Annotated in this window: 16 protein-coding genes; 8 read left to right on the forward strand and 8 right to left on the reverse strand. The window is 36.2% G+C overall.

Translation table 11 applies throughout. The features are described from left to right. The first annotated feature begins 36 nt into the window (after positions 1-36). The 8 genes from LC457_RS19645 to serS all read left to right on the forward strand — a co-directional run bounded on the left by LC457_RS19645 (position 37) and on the right by serS (position 8,924). Positions 37-822: a (Fe-S)-binding protein gene (locus LC457_RS19645; RefSeq protein WP_047381714.1), complete on the forward strand. Its 786-nt coding sequence runs from the start codon at positions 37-39 to the stop codon at positions 820-822. A 20-nt stretch (positions 823-842) separates the two neighbouring features. After that, complete coding sequence (locus LC457_RS19650) at positions 843-1,979, forward strand: hypothetical protein (protein WP_223601365.1); 1,137 nt, start codon at positions 843-845, stop codon at positions 1,977-1,979. Between the two features lie 109 nt (positions 1,980-2,088). Then, a complete protein-coding gene (locus tag LC457_RS19655; protein ID WP_223601366.1) occupies positions 2,089-2,577 on the forward strand; it encodes a hypothetical protein in 489 nt (162 codons plus the stop codon). 97 nt (positions 2,578-2,674) lie between these two features. Then, positions 2,675-3,808: a glycosyltransferase gene (locus tag LC457_RS19660; protein ID WP_223601367.1), complete on the forward strand. Its 1,134-nt coding sequence runs from the start codon at positions 2,675-2,677 to the stop codon at positions 3,806-3,808. A 5-nt stretch (positions 3,809-3,813) separates the two neighbouring features. Next, positions 3,814-5,067, forward strand: coding sequence for an oligosaccharide flippase family protein (locus LC457_RS19665; RefSeq protein WP_223601368.1), 1,254 nt, complete (start codon positions 3,814-3,816; stop codon positions 5,065-5,067). Between the two features lie 66 nt (positions 5,068-5,133). Beyond that, positions 5,134-7,032, forward strand: coding sequence for an asparagine synthase (glutamine-hydrolyzing) (asnB, locus tag LC457_RS19670; RefSeq protein WP_223601369.1), 1,899 nt, complete (start codon positions 5,134-5,136; stop codon positions 7,030-7,032). A gap of 38 nt (positions 7,033-7,070) precedes the next feature. Next, entirely contained in the window at positions 7,071-7,589 is a 519-nt protein-coding gene (locus tag LC457_RS19675) for a hypothetical protein (protein WP_223601370.1), read from the forward strand. 66 nt (positions 7,590-7,655) lie between these two features. Further along, positions 7,656-8,924 carry a serine--tRNA ligase gene (gene serS, locus LC457_RS19680; RefSeq protein ID WP_223601371.1) on the forward strand — a complete coding sequence of 423 codons (1,269 nt, stop codon included), beginning with the start codon at positions 7,656-7,658 and terminating at the stop codon, positions 8,922-8,924. Between the two features lie 57 nt (positions 8,925-8,981). On the opposite strand, the gene LC457_RS19685 is transcribed toward serS, so the two are convergent. The 8 genes from LC457_RS19685 to ccoS all read right to left on the reverse strand — a co-directional run bounded on the left by LC457_RS19685 (position 8,982) and on the right by ccoS (position 16,082). Then, complete coding sequence (locus tag LC457_RS19685; RefSeq protein WP_223601372.1) at positions 8,982-9,725, reverse strand: hypothetical protein; 744 nt, start codon at positions 9,723-9,725, stop codon at positions 8,982-8,984. A gap of 18 nt (positions 9,726-9,743) precedes the next feature. After that, positions 9,744-10,469 (reverse strand): sulfite exporter TauE/SafE family protein, encoded by a 726-nt coding sequence (locus LC457_RS19690; RefSeq protein ID WP_223601373.1) that lies wholly within the window; start codon positions 10,467-10,469, stop codon positions 9,744-9,746. After that, positions 10,460-10,912 (reverse strand): FixH family protein, encoded by a 453-nt coding sequence (locus LC457_RS19695; protein ID WP_223601374.1) that lies wholly within the window; start codon positions 10,910-10,912, stop codon positions 10,460-10,462. The genes LC457_RS19690 and LC457_RS19695 overlap by 10 nt, the downstream gene beginning before the upstream one ends. A 10-nt stretch (positions 10,913-10,922) precedes the next feature. Further along, entirely contained in the window at positions 10,923-12,377 is a 1,455-nt protein-coding gene (gene ccoG / locus LC457_RS19700; RefSeq protein ID WP_223601375.1) for a cytochrome c oxidase accessory protein CcoG, read from the reverse strand. A gap of 94 nt (positions 12,378-12,471) precedes the next feature. Continuing rightward, entirely contained in the window at positions 12,472-13,353 is an 882-nt protein-coding gene (locus tag LC457_RS19705; protein WP_223601376.1) for a cbb3-type cytochrome c oxidase N-terminal domain-containing protein, read from the reverse strand. A gap of 10 nt (positions 13,354-13,363) precedes the next feature. Next, on the reverse strand, positions 13,364-13,564 hold the full coding sequence (locus LC457_RS19710) for a cbb3-type cytochrome c oxidase subunit 3 (RefSeq protein ID WP_002983870.1): 201 nt from the start codon (positions 13,562-13,564) through the stop codon (positions 13,364-13,366). A 22-nt stretch (positions 13,565-13,586) separates the two neighbouring features. Continuing rightward, a complete protein-coding gene (ccoN, locus tag LC457_RS19715) occupies positions 13,587-15,848 on the reverse strand; it encodes a cytochrome-c oxidase, cbb3-type subunit I (RefSeq protein WP_047377333.1) in 2,262 nt (753 codons plus the stop codon). A 21-nt stretch (positions 15,849-15,869) separates the two neighbouring features. After that, complete coding sequence (gene ccoS / locus LC457_RS19720; RefSeq protein WP_223601377.1) at positions 15,870-16,082, reverse strand: cbb3-type cytochrome oxidase assembly protein CcoS; 213 nt, start codon at positions 16,080-16,082, stop codon at positions 15,870-15,872. Positions 16,083-16,126: the final 44 nt, after the last annotated feature.

Consider the following 16,126-nt stretch of genomic DNA (forward strand, 5'->3'; position numbering starts at 1 on the left):
ATTTCCAGATTCTCACATTTTCAAATTGAAAAAGAAATGGATTTCAATATAAAAACAATGGCAGAATATGCTGCCGAAGGAAAAGCCCCGGAAGTTTTATTTTGGGTTGGATGTGCGGGAAGCTTTGATGACCGTGCTAAAAAAATTACAAAAGCATTTTGCAAGATATTAAATAAGATAGGGGTGGAATTTGCTGTTTTGGGACAGGAAGAAAGCTGTACCGGAGATCCTGCAAAAAGAGCAGGAAACGAATTCGTTTTCCAAATGATGGCCCTTACGAATATTGAAGTGCTGAACGCTTACGAAGTAAAGAAAATCGTAACGGCTTGCCCACATTGTTTCAACACTCTAAAAAATGAATATCCAAGCTTAGGCGGCCATTTTGATGTAGTGCACCATACTCAGTTCCTTAAAACCTTAATGGAAGAAGGAAGACTGAAAATAGAAGGAGGCGCATTCAAAGGGAAAAAAATTACTTTCCACGATCCTTGTTACCTGGGACGTGCCAATGATGAATATGAAGCTCCAAGAATGCTGCTTGAGAAACTGGATGCAGAGCTTGTAGAAATGAAGCGTTGCAAGACCAATGGACTTTGCTGTGGAGCAGGAGGAGCACAGATGTTTAAAGAACCTGAAAAAGGAAAAAAAGACATCAACATTGAAAGAACAGAAGAAGCATTATCTTTTGAGCCAAAGGTAATTGCTACTGGATGCCCATTCTGTAATACCATGATGACCGATGGTGTAAAACACTTTAACAAAAATACAGAAGTAGCCGTAAAAGATATTGTTGAACTTCTTGCTGAAGCAGAAGATTTATAATTGTAATCTTATACAGGTTTATGAAGGTAGAATGGAGACTCTCCTTTTTGTTTATAATTTCGATACTTGCTGCTCTTACATTCTGGAATTACCAAAACAGAGTATATGACTGGGATATGCCGGGGTATTTAGGAAGTATGTACACTTTTGAGTTCCCGAATTCACCGGATAGAGTTCGTATCATCACTTATGATGAAATAAAAAAAGAAGCTCCTGCAGACCATTATACAGACATCATCGGAATAAAGCAGTGGGATATTCCCAGGCAGTATTTCGTAAAAAATACACAATCTTTTACAGAACAATTACCCTATTTTCAAATCAAAGTAGGGTATATTCTTGTAATAACCCTTTTTTATAAGCTGGGACTTAGCTCTCCAATGGCCGTCCTGTTTACCAGTCTTATTTCTTATTTTTTTTCCGGATTATTATTGTTTTATATTCTAAAACTTCTGTTTCCGAAGAAATACTGGTTGGCAGCAGGATTAACAGTTGTCTGTATGCTTTTGCCGCCAATGACATATATGTCCAGGGTTTCCACACCGGATATGTTCATTTTTCAGTTTATCCTGATCTTTATCATCGGTTTAATAAAAAATTGGGATAAATGGGCGATGTTTGTGCTTCTGTTCGCTATTACTTTTATACGACCGGATTATATTACATTTACCCTTACTTATATTATGGCAGTTTTCTTCTTTTACTATTTCAGAGAAAAGAAGATTGATGTTTCCCTTATTGCACAGGGCGCAGTACTTTTAGCGATGTATCTGGCGATCATTAAATTTTACCATTATCCAGGCTGGAAAGACGTTTTTTACGACACTTTTATCGACAGAAGACCTATTATTTCGACACATCCCATCGATGTAAGTTTAAAAGACTATCTGAGTATTATTTATATCAAGATTATCTACTTCAAAAAGGTAACTTTATCTGTAAGCATCATGATCGCAATAGTATTTTGGCGTTCCAAAGATGCATGGGTAAGGATGATTTCAGTCCTTTTCCTTGTAAACGTGTACATCAAATTCTTTTTCTTTCCACAGTCGGCAGCATTGAGGTTCTTCTTTCCGTTTATTTTTCCGCTTTTTATTATGATGCTTTATGTGCTGAGTAAAAAATACAATGATCTCAAACTCGAGAAAATTGCGTAATTTTGCCTTTAAGATAATAAGGGTTTGATATCATCATTTCAGAAATATCTGTTCAAGAATCAGAACTGAAAGTAATTACACAGATCCTTGAAAAATAAATACTTACATTATGAAAATCGAAGAATCTAATATTGTAGAAACCAACGACTACAGAGTCATTATATATCCGGCTTCAAGACCTTTTGAAACTAAAGAAGCAAAGACAATTACCGAAAAGCTATTTGATTTCCTTGCTACATGGGCCGCACATGGAAAACCGCTTTCTTCTTCATTTAAAATTGAAAAGAATCAGTTTATTGTGGTGTGTGTAGATGAAGAAAAAGAAATGGCTTCAGGATGCAGCATTGATGCTTTAGGGAAGGTAATGAGAGAAATTGATGAAGAATATCAATTGGGGCTTTTCGACAGAATGAAAGCTAGTTTTGTAGAAAATGGTGAAGTGAAAACTTTAAAGCTGATTGATTTTAAAGCAAAATTGAGAAATGGAGAACTTTCAGACGATATCCAGGTTTTTGACTTCTCAAAAAACACTTACCTTGACTTTTTGAGCCACTTCCTTCTTCCTTTAGAGAAAAGCTGGGCGGCTTCTATAAAATAAACGCTATTAAGCTTATACAGCTGAATAATCATAAAGTGAGAACGTGTTTCTCACTTTTTTGTTTTAATGTATCTTTGCATAGATTCGAGTAAGACTAATGCCTAAAGTACTTTTTTTAACGACATCCCACAGCTATAATGATGACCGTATTTTTTATCATCAGGCAAAGGCTCTTAGAGATAATGGGTATGAAGTAAAAATATGCAGTTTGTATGCAGCGTACAATGGAGTTATTGACGGAATTGAAATAGAATCCTACGCCATTCTGGAAGAAAATATAGAAAAGAAAATGGAAACATTCCGTAAGGTTTGTGACAATTTTCAACCCCAGGCGATTATTTGTTCCGAACCTCTTGCTGTGGTGGCTTCAAAGAAATTCGTAAAAGAACATCATGCAAGCTGTATCTTTGATGTTACAGAATGGTATCCTTCCATGTCAATGCTGGACAGATATCGGTTTCCCGCTAAAATCTTTCAGGCCGTTAAGTTTTCTCTTATTCAGTGGTATGCAGGTTTTTTAAGTACTCATCTCATTTTTGGAGAAAGGACAAAAACGTTTCCTTTGGCGTATTTTTTTTGCTTTAAAAAACAAATGATTCTTCCTTATTATCCGGATCCTGTGTATATCAGTGAAAATATCAAGAATCCTGAGCCTAATGCCCTTACTTTATGCTATACAGGTCAGATTTCTAAAGATAAAGGGATTGAAAATTTCTTTAAGGCCGTAGATCTTCTCTGTCAAAAAGTTCCAGCCCTTCATATTAAGATTCTGATTATCGGATCAACAGTACAGGAAAGTGATGAACTCTATTTTTCAGCATTACTGAAGAAATATTCTTTTAATAATATCGAGATCAGAAAACCTGCTGCTTTTGAGCGGTTTACAGAAGCGTTTGCAGATGCAGACCTATGTTTTGACCTTCGGGAAATCAATTTTGAAAATAATCACTCACTGCCAATAAAATTGTTTTACTTTATGGGAGCGGGAAAACCAGTGATCTATTCAAACTTGAAGGGAATCCGAAAACATATGGGCACGCTTTCATTTGGCAGTTTGGTAGATCCGCAGAATGCTGAAGCCATTTCAGAAGTTATCCTCAAATATGTAAGAAACCCGGAATTGTATCATTTGCATGCTCTCAATGCACGGAATGAATTTGAAAGAAAATATAATTGGGGAACGATAAAAGATTCGTTTGTTGATTTTGTGAAAAAATCTAATGATAAATAATTGCTATGCAGCTTACTATTATTAAAACCTTTGTCTCACGTTTTCTTATTCTGATCCTGAGTTTCGGGCTGGTGATCTATTCTACGAATATGTGGGGAAGCGAAGGAAAGGGAACCATTTCTATTGTGGTTGCCAATGCTGCAGCGGTGAGTTTTTTCAGCAGTATCTTTTCGGGAAGCAGTGCTTCCTATTTTGCCTCAAGGTTTAAAATAGAGAAAGTTTTATTATTTGCCTACTTGTGGTCTCTTCTGACGGGGCTTTTGATTCCTTTTCTATTCAGCCTGGCTTCTATTCAGAGTGAATATCTTTTGTATCTTATCGGAATTTCTGTTTTTTCTTCACTGTTATCCACAAATATTAGTTTATTTATTGGAACACAGGATATTAGGAAGTTTAATATTTATACTGTTTTACAACAGCTTATACACATCATATTTATCGGGATATTGGTATATCTCTTCGGAAAGAAAGATGTTTCAGTATACTTTCTTGCACAGATCGGATGTCTGGCGCTTCTTTTTCTGACCAGCTTTTTTCAGATCATTAAGAAATGTGATATTTCCGAAATATCATTCTGTAAAGATGTTGTCAGAAATATGTTTGAATACGGCTGGAAAACCCAGCTGAGTGCATTTGTCCAGTTTCTGAATTATAGACTTTCATTTTATTTTCTTGAATATTTTGAAGGCATTGCCAGCGTAGGGATCTTTTCTATCGGAGTGACTTTTTCCGAAGCGGTCTGGACGATTACCCGCAGTATTGCCGTGGTTTTATATTCAGATGTAGTGAATAGTAAAAGCAGGGAAGAATCTGTAGAAAAGACCAAGGATTCTTTAAAACTGACCTTTATTCTGATGATAGGTTTTGTACTGGGAATCATTATTATTCCGGCGCAGGTCTATGAAATGATTTTCGGAAAAGAATTCAGAAATACCAAAGAAATTATGCTTCTCTTATCCCCGGGAATTTTTGCGATCGCTGTGAGTGATATGGTAGGACATTACTTCTCTGGAATGAGGGAGCTGAAAATTCTCAATATAAAATCAATTGTAGGACTGATTGTTACGGTAGTGTTTTCTTTCATTGCAATACCAAGATGGGGAATTTTGGGTGCTTGTCTTGCAACCACATCATCATATTTGGTTTCTGCCTTTCTGCTGTTCAGAAAATTTTATAGTTCTACCACCTTCAGTTTGAAAGATTACATGGTATCAAAAGAAGAAATTCAGCTTTTAAAAGAAAAATTTTTGAAGAAATAATTTACTCAGTTCAGGGACGGAAAACAAAGTCATTTTCCTATTTTTACAAATCTATTAATTCATTGTATGTGCGGAATCAGCGGTTATTATTCATTTCATAAAAGTATTTCCTCTACAAATATTCTGGAAATGAATCAGGCGATCCAACATCGCGGGCCGGATGATGAAGGATTCTGGCTGTATGATTATGAGCAGGGGATTTCTTTCTCAGGAAATGATTCTACTCCGAAAATTAAAGAACAGTTTCCGGTTTTACAGGAAAGAAGTTCTGATATTGCCTTGGGTTTCCGCAGATTATCCATTATTGATCTTTCTGAAAAAGGCCATCAGCCGATGCTTTCAGAGAATGAACAGATCATTATCACTTTTAATGGAGAGATTTATAATTTTAAAAAATTAAGAAAAGAACTCGAGTCCTTAGGCCATTCATTCCGAAGCAATTCTGATACTGAAGTTATCCTAAAGAGCTACCAGGAGTGGGGGAACTCAACCTTTTCAAAGCTGGATGGGATGTTTGCAATCTGTATTGTTGACCTTACCAATAAAAAACTTATACTGGCAAGAGATAGAGTAGGAATGAAACCACTTTTTTACCATCAAAGTGAAAAGGGAGTGGTTTGGGGTTCAGAGATAAAAGCGTTGCTGAAAAATGAATTTGTAAAGCCTGAAATCAACTGGAATGGCGTTTACACCAATTTCCTTTTTCAAACGACATTAGCTCCGCAAACATGCTTTCAGGATATTTTATCCCTGGAACCAGCTTCTATTATAACTATTGATTTAACAGATCATAAAATTACCAAAGAAAAATTCTGGACACTGCCCTCGCCGTCTGAAAAAAAAGTTTCGGAAGAAGAAGCTGTAAGCAAAATAGATGAACTGCTTTCCGAAAGTATATCAGAGCAATTATATGCAGATGTTCCTGTAGCAGTGATGATGAGCGGTGGGATAGATTCTACTTTAATTGCTTCAAAATCAAAACCTTTCAATCCCAATATCAACACGTACACCATCTCTTACCCGTTTTCTGAAGAAGAAGTGAAAAACGCATCTCTGGCTGCCCAACATTTTGGTGTTTCACATGACATCAAAGAAGTGAGTGACGATGAAGCGCTGGAACAGCTTAAGGAAAATATTCAGCACTTTGAAGAACCTTACAGCAGTTTTGAAGTTTTGATCAATGCCGCAAAATATGCACATGACAAAGATTTTAAAGTGGTATTAAGCGGAAATGGTGCCGATGAACTTTTTGCCGGCTATTCCCATACCTTAAAGCTGAATAGATGGCTGTTGATGAGGAATTTTAACTTTGTAAAGCCTTTTATTTTTACCAAAGATAAATTTTCGCAACGGATAAAAAACTACTTTTCTCAGGATGATATGTTTGATTTTTTCAGACAGAGCCAGATCAGTATGATGCCTTCGGAAGTAAAAAGTCTTTTACAGAAATCTATTTTTAAAAACATTAACACTGATTTATCCGGTTACCATGCTTCTGAATCAAAAAGCTATTCCGGATATTTTGAATACGATATGAAATATTCACTGTCTTCCCATCATGTATTCAGGGATGACCTGAGCGCTATGAAATATAGCGTGGAATTTCGTTACCCTTATCTGAGTAATAATCTGATCAATTATGTAGCGTCTTTACCTGAGAATATCAGATTTAATGGAAGTAAGAACAAACCATTGCTGCGTAAAACAGCTGAAAAATATCTTCCTGAATCCGTTTTGAATATGCCTAAGAAAGGATTTTCTTTTCCGGTTCATTATTTCATTAAGAATGAAAAAAGAGTAAGAGATTTTATTGTTGAAAATCTTGAAAGTTTAAAAAAGAGAAACTTCTTCAATAGTGCAGTAATTGATGAGTGGTGGAATCATCAGGAACATGAGTATGACTGGGTGAAAATCTGGCAGCTGGTAACTTTTGAACTGTGGTATCAGAAATATTTTGAAAAATAAAGAAGCAGCCTAAAGATTAATATTTTACCTTTGTATTTATGATGAAATATTTTTGGAGCATACTTGTTGCAGTTTTTGCACTTGTAAGTTGTAAAAGTGATGATGATTCTTTGCAGAGAATAGATCAGTTACTTAATATCTATGTGAAAAACAGCACTGGACAGGATCTTCTGAACAGTAAAAAAACCGGATCTTATACTGGATTCTCGGTAAATGATATGTTTGGAACCAAAGATATTGCTCCGGTAAGTGTTTCGTTAAGAATGACAACGGATTCCTTATTCTATATGGAGTATCTGGCAGGAGCCAAAAGAAGAAGGCTGGATTCTATAAGTCCTGATAATCCGGGGACAGGAAATTCTTACTACTCCAGAATGCAGATTACGTATACAAAAAGTACTAATGCAAGTGATAATGTGATTGATACTTTGGAAGTTCAGTATCGTAATACGCCAACGGTATTCCAGGTTTCAAAAGTTCTATATAACAAAGTTCCGGTATTTTCTAAGGATGAAAATGCTCCCACTTCGATAAATACTGTAACTATCACAAAATAATTTTTAAATTTGTACAATTGTTAGCTTATTATAAGCTAAACATCTAATATTTAACATCTAAATAAAATGTTACAAGTCAATTTTTTGCGCGACAATAAAGAACGCGTTTTAGAAGGTCTTAAGAAAAGACAATTCAAAAATCTTGAGTTGGTAGACGAGGCTATCGCTGCCGACGACGAAAGAAAAAGAATCCAGTTTGAACTAGATTCCCAGCTATCCGAAATCAACAAAATTTCGAAAGAAATCGGGCTTTTGATGAAAGAAGGGAAAAAAGAAGAAGCGGAATCTGCAAAATCTAAAACAGCACAATACAAAGAGTCGAGCTCAGAATTGAAATCCCAGTTAGAAGTTAAAGAAAATGACTTACTGAATATTCTGTACCAGCTTCCGAACATTCCAAATGAATTAGTAAAAAGCGGGGCTTCTGCTGATGACAACGAAATGATTTTCCAGTCTCATCCGGTAGAAGGTCTTGGTGAAGGAGCTATTCCTCACTGGGAACTGGCCAAAAAATACAACCTTATTGATTTTGAATTAGGGGTTAAAATTGCAGGAGCAGGTTTCCCGGTTTATTTAGGGAAAGGCGCAAGATTGCAGAGAGCTTTGGTTCAGTATTTCTTAGATAAAAACGTAGAAAAAGGATATACAGAAGTAAATCCTCCTCACGTTGTGAATGAAGCATCTGGATTTGGAACCGGGCAGCTGCCTGATAAAGAAGGACAGATGTATTATATTAACGAAGATAAACTATACCTTATTCCTACAGCAGAAGTTCCTGTAACAAACCTTTACCGTGATGTATTGCTTGAGGAGAAAGATCTTCCAATCAAGAATACGGCATTCTCTCAGTGCTACAGAAGAGAAGCGGGAAGCTACGGAGCTCACGTAAGAGGTTTGAACCGTCTTCACCAGTTTGAAAAAGTAGAGATTGTAAGAATTGAAAAACCTGAGAACTCTTACGCTGTTTTGGAAGAAATGGTAGAGCACATCAAGGAAATCCTTACAGATCTTGAGCTTCCATTCAGAGTATTAAGACTTTGTGGTGGTGATACTGGTTTTGCATCTGCAATGACTTATGATTTTGAAGTATGGAGTGCCGCGCAGGAAATGTGGTTGGAAGTAAGCTCTGTTTCTAACTTTGAAACTTTCCAGGCAAACAGATTGAAATGCCGTTACAAAGGTGATGGTAAATCTCAATTGGTTCACACTCTGAACGGATCTGCAATGGCACTGCCAAGAATTATGGCGGCATTGCTTGAAAACAATCAAACAGCGGAAGGAATCAAGCTTCCTAAGAAGATTGCAGAATATGCAAGATTTGAAGTAATCAACTAAATTAATCAGTTAATTTAGTATACAATAAAAACCCACCGGATCTCGGTGGGTTTTGCTTTATTCTGTAACGATAATTATTTTTTTATCAGCGTTTTTGAATTTTGAATCTTTGTCATATAGGGCTTTCAGGTCATATTCTATTCGTACAGAATAGTCGTCAACCTTTTTTAACCAGTCATGTTTACCTGTGATTGACTTTATTTTATTTTCAAATTTTAATGTTGTTCCTATATTTTTGAAAAACATCATCATCATTCCTTCCATTTGTTGAGTTTCCTCTTTTGAACCTTTAGATTGAAGAACTTCTTCAATATTTTTAACGTTGAAAAAATCTGTATTAATGGTTAATGTTTTTCCATCCCAGATATTGAGTAAATTTTGATCAAAGGGTAACTTTTCGTTTTTATTAAAATTTTTAATTAATTCATAATCATTTGGCGTGATATGATCCATTTTAAAGGAATAGCCAACAGGAACAGGTTTGTTGTCTTCTTTTACAGATTTCAAAAAAAACTTTTTCAGGATTTTAATAGTATCCTGATTTTCAGTTTTCAGTTTTCCTTCTTTCTTTAACATATCATACATACTTGTCCAGATGGTTGGAAATCTATCCATATCCTTGAACTTCTCGTCTTGTAATGAATCTGGTGTCATGGCCTGCATCTCAGCCATAAATTCCCTGGTATCAATATCAGTAATCATAGATGAAGCTGCATCTTTATGGTAGATTACTTCAGTATTAATGTTGCAGGATTGCAGCATAAAAAGGCTTATCAGAAATAAGACAATGGTTTTCTTCATGGTGTATTTAAATACGAATTAATGGCAGTTAACAGCTCCGTTTGGATCTTTAGAGATTGTCATGGCTTCTGCTTTTGGAGAAACATAAGGAATTCCCAGTTCAAGACCTCTTAGAATAAATAATCCTCCTAAAATAATCATGATTACAGGAACCGCCTTCAAAACTTTCACTCTGAAAGCCTGATTCATGAGATTTCCAGCCAGAACAATGGCAAACATGAACGGAAGGGTTCCCATACCAAATAAAGCCATATATAAAGCTCCCTGCCATATTCCTCCGCCTGCAAGACTTGCTGTAAGTGCCATATAAACCATTCCACAAGGTAAAAAGCCATTAAGAACGCCAGTAGAGAATCTTGAACGGTAATCTGCCTTTTGAAGAAGTTTTCCTAAGTTTAATTTGACAGAGTATAAAAATTTGGAAAGGAAAGGAATTTTTGATGCAAAATCTTTTCCGCCAAACGAAAATACAGCCATAATGATCAGAAGAACTCCTGCAGTAATAGTCAGATATTTCTGGAAACCTGCCATTTCAAATCCCTGCCCGATAATTCCAAGAAGCGCACCCAATAATGAATAGGTGAATATTCTTCCGAATTGATAAGTAAGGTTCTGAAGATAGAAATTGGCAGCCTGTTTTTTGGTTAATCCCATCGATAAAGCAATAGGTCCGCACATTCCGATACAGTGAAATCCGGAAGCAAAGCCTAAAGCAATAGCCGATACAATAAGTCCTATTTCCATATCACATCATAATCCATTCGGTAGTCTGTTTTATCTTTTGTCCAACTTAATCTTAAGGTGTAGTTTCCTACTTTCAATACCTGTGAAGGAATTGTGAAAGATTGGCTGGCATCAAGCTGCACAGATTTTTTGATATCTAAATTCTGGTCGTCGGTTCTGTTTAAAACAAATTTTACCGTAGTATTTGAGTTGTTATATTCTTTTGGAAAAGTAATTTTAATCCCTTTAGGATCCTGGCTGTATACAGGTTTTTCCGGTAATTCATCTGCCTTTTTCTTAGCATCAATGACATCCTGATATTTCAACTCCTCTTCATAATAATTATCCGTTACCATTTCAGAGTTCTTCTGCCCGTTCGGGAAAAGGAACATCATGGATAATATAAAAACTATAAATGCTAATAATGCAATTACAACACCGTGTCCCCAACTAAAGTTCTTCATTTTTATCTAATTAAAATTGCAGTTTGAATGGCCCTTCAAAATAAGTCTGATATGAATCGATCAATTTACCTTTCATATCGTAAACGCCAATGGTAATATTCTGTTTAGAAAGCTTCATTTCATCTTCCGGGAAGCTGATATTAATTGTCCCTTTAGAAATTTTATCCCGGTCTACCTGAATCTTACTGGACGCACTGTAAGTGATTTCACCATGTGCAGGATCAATTACTTTGATGGTAACGATCTTTTTCTCGTTTGTCTTATTCAGGAAAGTATAATTATAAGTATTGGTAATTTTACCTTCTTTTACAAAGAATGTACTTCCTGCCGGTTTAATGAATTTAGCCTCCATTTCACCACGGCTGTAAAGAAGGTATCCTAAGAATCCTACCAGAAGGAATAAGAATACGGTAAATCCTTTCATTCTTCCTGTAAACTTAAATTGAGTTTGTTTTTCAATTTCGTTTTCAGAAGCATATCGGATCAATCCTTTTGGAAGTCCTACTTTTTCCATTACTTCATCACAGGCATCAATACAGGCTGTACAGTTGATACATTCCAATTGTTGTCCGTCTCTAATGTCAATCCCCGTAGGACATACCACTACACACTGGTGGCAGTCGATACAATCTCCTTTGCCTGCAGCCTTACGGTCTTCTCCTTTTCTCCATTTTGATCTGTTTTCTCCTCTTTTGAAGTCATAGAAAACGTTGATTGTATCTTTATCAATTAATACTCCCTGAAGTCTTCCGTACGGGCATACCAATGTACAAACCTGCTCTCTGAACCATGCAAATACAAAGTAAAATGCAGCAGTAAGAAGAATCATTACGATAAAATTGGTAGGGTGTGCAAATGGCCCTTCACCAATGATCTTGAATACTTCTTCATATCCTACGATATACATGAACATGAAGTGGGTGATTATTAATGAAATGATGATGTAAACAGTCCATTTTAAACTTCTTTTCCAGATCTTTTCGCTGTTCCACTCCTGTCTGTCCAGCTTCATTTGCTTGTTTCTGTCACCTTCAATCAGATATTCTATTTTACGGAAGATCGATTCCATAAAAATTGTCTGAGGGCAAATCCACCCGCAGAAAATTCTTCCGAACGCAATCGTAAAAACAATAATAAAGATTAAAGAGGCAATAGCACCTAAAGTTAGGATAAAAAAGTCCTGTGGATAGAAAGGCTGTCCAAAGATGAAAAATTCTCTGTCTATGACATTGAACAATAATAATGGATTACCGTTGATTTTGATGAACGGCAATGTAAAATAAATAATTAATAATAAATAGCTTACAATGTTTCTATAGTTGGTATATTTCCCTTTAGGCTTTCTCGGGAATACCCATCTTCTTTTTCCGGATTGCTCCATTGTCCCTATAGAATCTCTGTAAGTTTCAGGGTCCAGAACCTGTCCCTGTCCGCCGCGTACTTCTATTTCTTCTATGTCTGACATATGTAATAGGTTTTAAAAAAGAAAAAACATAATTCGTTACTATTTTAATCTAATAACAAATTATGTTTTTTTCATATGTTTCTAATTTTTTAAATTATTCTTTTTCCCAATGTGCTTCAGTTCCTTGAGGAGCTGCTCCTCCTTGAGCCTGAGTCACTGGTGGTTGCTCTTGATTGATATGATATACATACGCTGCAATCTTTTCAATTTCTGCACCTGAAACTTCTCCGTTTTTACCGAATGCTCTCATCGCAGGGTTAGTAGGAGAACCATTCCAGTCCATATGGAATACGTTTTTGAATAACGTTTTCTCAGGCTGGTTGATCCAGTAGTTATCAGTAAGGTTTGGTCCAATACCTCCACTACCGTCTTCTTTGTGACAAGATGCACAGTTTGTTTTGAATAATTCTTTACCTTCTGCAATGTTATCAGCTGAATACTTAGCCGTTTCTATTGTTACAGGAGGTTGAGTTTTTTGGTATTCTTCAATACTGGCTAACTGCTCTTTATATTCTTTTTCATATTCGCTTAACGGGTGAGCGAAGTCTGTGAAAGAGTATGCAGCAATATATACAATACAAAAAGCGGTCCCAAAATAGAATAAACCTACCCACCATTTTGGTAATTGGTTATCCAGCTCCATGATTCCATCGAAACCGTGGTCGATAAGGATATCTTTTTCTTCAGAAGCCGTTTGCTTTTTGAAAGCACTTTGGTACATTCTTTTTAAGAAAGGAACTTTCTTTTCAGCTAAATAAGCTGCTTTCTCCTCCGGAGATAATTTTTTGAATTTGTTGTTTTCAATCAGATCTCCAATGGCGCTATGGATATAGGCAAGGATACCAGCGATCACAACAGTTCCCCAGAAGTAAGGCGAAGCTAGGAACGCGTAGCTCTGTACAAATAAATAATAAAAAACTATTAAAAGCCCGATTATTATTAAGATGTTTACTACAACAGGTGTTCTTTGTTTCATAAAAAATAGTTTAATTTTTTAAATTAAAATCGTCATCCTCATCATCCCCAAGTGGTGCTTCTTCTTCTTCTTTGTAATATTTCTTAGGCCTGCTAAAAACATAGATTACTAAAGCTATGAAGAACAGCATAAAGAAAATCAGAGCCAGCGTCTGGTAGAAACCAGCGTTTTCTGTATTGGATAATATATCTTTAAAGTTCTGAGGAATCATAATATGAACCTTTTAATGTTTTTTAGTTATTACTTGCTGTTTTGATTTCAGTTGTTTTGATATCTGTACCTAGTCTCTGAAGATAAGAAATAAGAGCTACAATTTCTTTTTTCTCTAGTTCTCCCTGAGGTCTCTTAGCATAAGCCTGCTTAAGGTCATTTGCTTCAGAGAAGATATCTTTTACAATTTTTGCTGATTGGTTGTTTGCCCATTTGTCTGCAGAATCGATTTCAGCCTTAGAATAAGGAACATCGAATACATTTTTCATCAGCTTCATTTTGTCTACCATCTTAGTTCTGTCTAAGTCTGTAGCAATTAACCAAGGGTAACGAGGCATGATAGAACCTGCAGAAGTTGATCTTGGGTTATACATGTGTTTGTAGTGCCAAGAACTTGGGTTTTTACCACCTTCTCTATGTAAATCCGGTCCTGTTCTCTTAGAACCCCATAGGAATGGTCTGTCGTATACAAATTCTCCTGCTTTAGAGTATTGTCCGTTTTTACCGTTGAATCTTGTGATCTCATCTCTGAACGGTCTGATCATCTGAGAGTGACAAGCGTTACATCCTTCACGGATATAAATATCTCTACCTTCAAGTTCAAGTGGTGAATAAGGTTTTACCGCTGAAATCGTAGGTACACTTTTCTTAAGAGATAGTGTAGGAATGATTTCAATTGAACTACCAATAGATATTGTAATGAAAGATAAAATACCTAATAATACCGGAGTTCTTTCCAGCCAAAGGTGAGTACCTTCTCCTTCTTTTCTGTTTTTACTGATGTTTGCTAATGCAGGAGCTTCAGCAGGAACTTCTTTCTGGAACGATCCTTTTCTTACCGTAGCAATTACGTTTACAATCATTAGGATAGATCCTGAGATATAGAATAAACCTCCTACGAATCTCATTTTGAAGTAAGGGATAATAGCCGTTACTGTATCCAACCAGTTTTTCCATAATAAGGTTCCGTCCGGGTTGAATTGCTTCCACATTAATCCTTGTGTGAATCCTGAAATATACATTGGAACTGCATAGAAAATGATTCCTAAAGTACCTAACCAGAAATGCCAGTTAGCTAATTTTACAGACCAAAGTTTTGTTCTCCACATAATTGGTACCAAATAATAGATAACCCCGAATGCCATGAAACCATTCCATCCAAGAGCTCCTAAGTGTACGTGACCGATAACCCAGTCTGTAAAGTGACCAATTTTGTTGATGTTTTTAGTTGCCAAAAGCGGTCCTTCAAACGTTGCCATACCATAACAGGTAACAGCTACTACGAAGAACTTAAGGATAGGATTTTCTCTTACTTTATCCCAAGCTCCTCTTAATGTAAGAAGACCATTTAACATACCTCCCCAAGATGGTGCAATAAGCATGATAGAGAAACCTGTTCCTACCGCCTGAGCCCAAGCTGGAAGAGCTGTATACTGAAGGTGGTGAGGACCAGCCCAGATATATACGAAAATTAATGACCAGAAGTGAATAATAGACAGTTTATAAGAGAATACCGGTCTGTCTGCAGCCTTCGGAAGGAAGTAATACATTAAACCCAGAACCGGAGTCGTCAATACGAATGCAACCGCATTGTGTCCATACCACCACTGTACAATAGCATCTTTTACTCCTGCATATGCTGAATAAGATTTCCAGCCTGTGAAAGATAAAGGTACTTCAAGGTTGTTGAAGATGTGAAGCATTGCTACTGCAATCCATGTACCGATGTAGAACCAAATGGCTACATAAAGGTGTCTCACTCTTCTCTTTGAAATAGTCAGGAACATATTGATACCAAAAATGATCCATGAGAATGCGATCAATATGTCGATCGGCCACTCGTGTTCAGCATATTCCTTAGAGGTATTGATCCCCATAAAGAACGTAACGAACGTAGCAACGATCATAAACTGCCAAGTCCAGAAATGTAACCAAGACAAAGTGTCACTGTACATTCTTGTTTTTAATAATCTCTGTAATGAGTAATAAATACCCGTGTAAACAATGTTACAAACGAATGCAAAGATTACGGTGTTGGTGTGCAGCATTCTGATTCTACCAAAACCAAATGCACCATGAGTGTTTATTAAACCTTGAATATTTCCTGATGCCAAACTTTTGATGGTTGTGTCATCTGTCCCGAAAAAGAATTCAGGTAATTCAGGGTAGAAAAGCATTAATGCCGCCGTAAGCCCGAACGTAAACCCTATAAGACCGAAAACTAAGGTCGCATAAAGGAACGCACGGACAATACTATTGTCATAACTAAACTTCTGTGTTTCCATATCAACTATTCACTATTTTTCTCAATTTTTATTATTTTCTCCTATTTCTTTCTCGTCTTTATCTTTGTTGCCAGATTCATCATTTTCTTTGACTTTTTCATCATCAAAAAGGATTCTGACAGCCGGAGATTCATCATCTTCAAACTGTCCTTTTCGGGCATACACTATAAATACGACCAAGAAAATCGCAGCCAAAGAAACACTGCAGAGGATCATTAAATATAGAATATCCATTGGACAACAAAATTAACCTATTTTCGGGGTTCAAATTTAGTGAA

This window comes from Chryseobacterium sp. GVT01B (genome assembly GCF_019970045.1).
GTDB lineage: Bacteria > Bacteroidota > Bacteroidia > Flavobacteriales > Weeksellaceae > Chryseobacterium.

What these genes read in the sequence shown, in the direction of transcription:
- LC457_RS19645 (WP_047381714.1), top strand. Translation starts at nt 37, where the DNA reads ATGGATTTCAATATAAAAACAATGGCAGAATATGCTGCCGAAGGAAAA.
- LC457_RS19690 (WP_223601373.1), bottom strand. Translation starts at nt 10,469, where the DNA reads ATGGAAATAGGACTTATTGTATCGGCTATTGCTTTAGGCTTTGCTTCC.
- LC457_RS19675 (WP_223601370.1), top strand. Translation starts at nt 7,071, where the DNA reads ATGATGAAATATTTTTGGAGCATACTTGTTGCAGTTTTTGCACTTGTA.
- LC457_RS19685 (WP_223601372.1), bottom strand. Translation starts at nt 9,725, where the DNA reads ATGAAGAAAACCATTGTCTTATTTCTGATAAGCCTTTTTATGCTGCAA.
- LC457_RS19655 (WP_223601366.1), top strand. Translation starts at nt 2,089, where the DNA reads ATGAAAATCGAAGAATCTAATATTGTAGAAACCAACGACTACAGAGTC.
- LC457_RS19710 (WP_002983870.1), bottom strand. Translation starts at nt 13,564, where the DNA reads ATGATTCCTCAGAACTTTAAAGATATATTATCCAATACAGAAAACGCT.
- LC457_RS19650 (WP_223601365.1), top strand. Translation starts at nt 843, where the DNA reads ATGAAGGTAGAATGGAGACTCTCCTTTTTGTTTATAATTTCGATACTT.
- asnB (WP_223601369.1), top strand. Translation starts at nt 5,134, where the DNA reads ATGTGCGGAATCAGCGGTTATTATTCATTTCATAAAAGTATTTCCTCT.
- ccoN (WP_047377333.1), bottom strand. Translation starts at nt 15,848, where the DNA reads ATGGAAACACAGAAGTTTAGTTATGACAATAGTATTGTCCGTGCGTTC.
- LC457_RS19705 (WP_223601376.1), bottom strand. Translation starts at nt 13,353, where the DNA reads ATGAAACAAAGAACACCTGTTGTAGTAAACATCTTAATAATAATCGGG.
- LC457_RS19660 (WP_223601367.1), top strand. Translation starts at nt 2,675, where the DNA reads ATGCCTAAAGTACTTTTTTTAACGACATCCCACAGCTATAATGATGAC.
- ccoS (WP_223601377.1), bottom strand. Translation starts at nt 16,082, where the DNA reads ATGGATATTCTATATTTAATGATCCTCTGCAGTGTTTCTTTGGCTGCG.
- LC457_RS19665 (WP_223601368.1), top strand. Translation starts at nt 3,814, where the DNA reads ATGCAGCTTACTATTATTAAAACCTTTGTCTCACGTTTTCTTATTCTG.
- LC457_RS19695 (WP_223601374.1), bottom strand. Translation starts at nt 10,912, where the DNA reads ATGAAGAACTTTAGTTGGGGACACGGTGTTGTAATTGCATTATTAGCA.
- serS (WP_223601371.1), top strand. Translation starts at nt 7,656, where the DNA reads ATGTTACAAGTCAATTTTTTGCGCGACAATAAAGAACGCGTTTTAGAA.
- ccoG (WP_223601375.1), bottom strand. Translation starts at nt 12,377, where the DNA reads ATGTCAGACATAGAAGAAATAGAAGTACGCGGCGGACAGGGACAGGTT.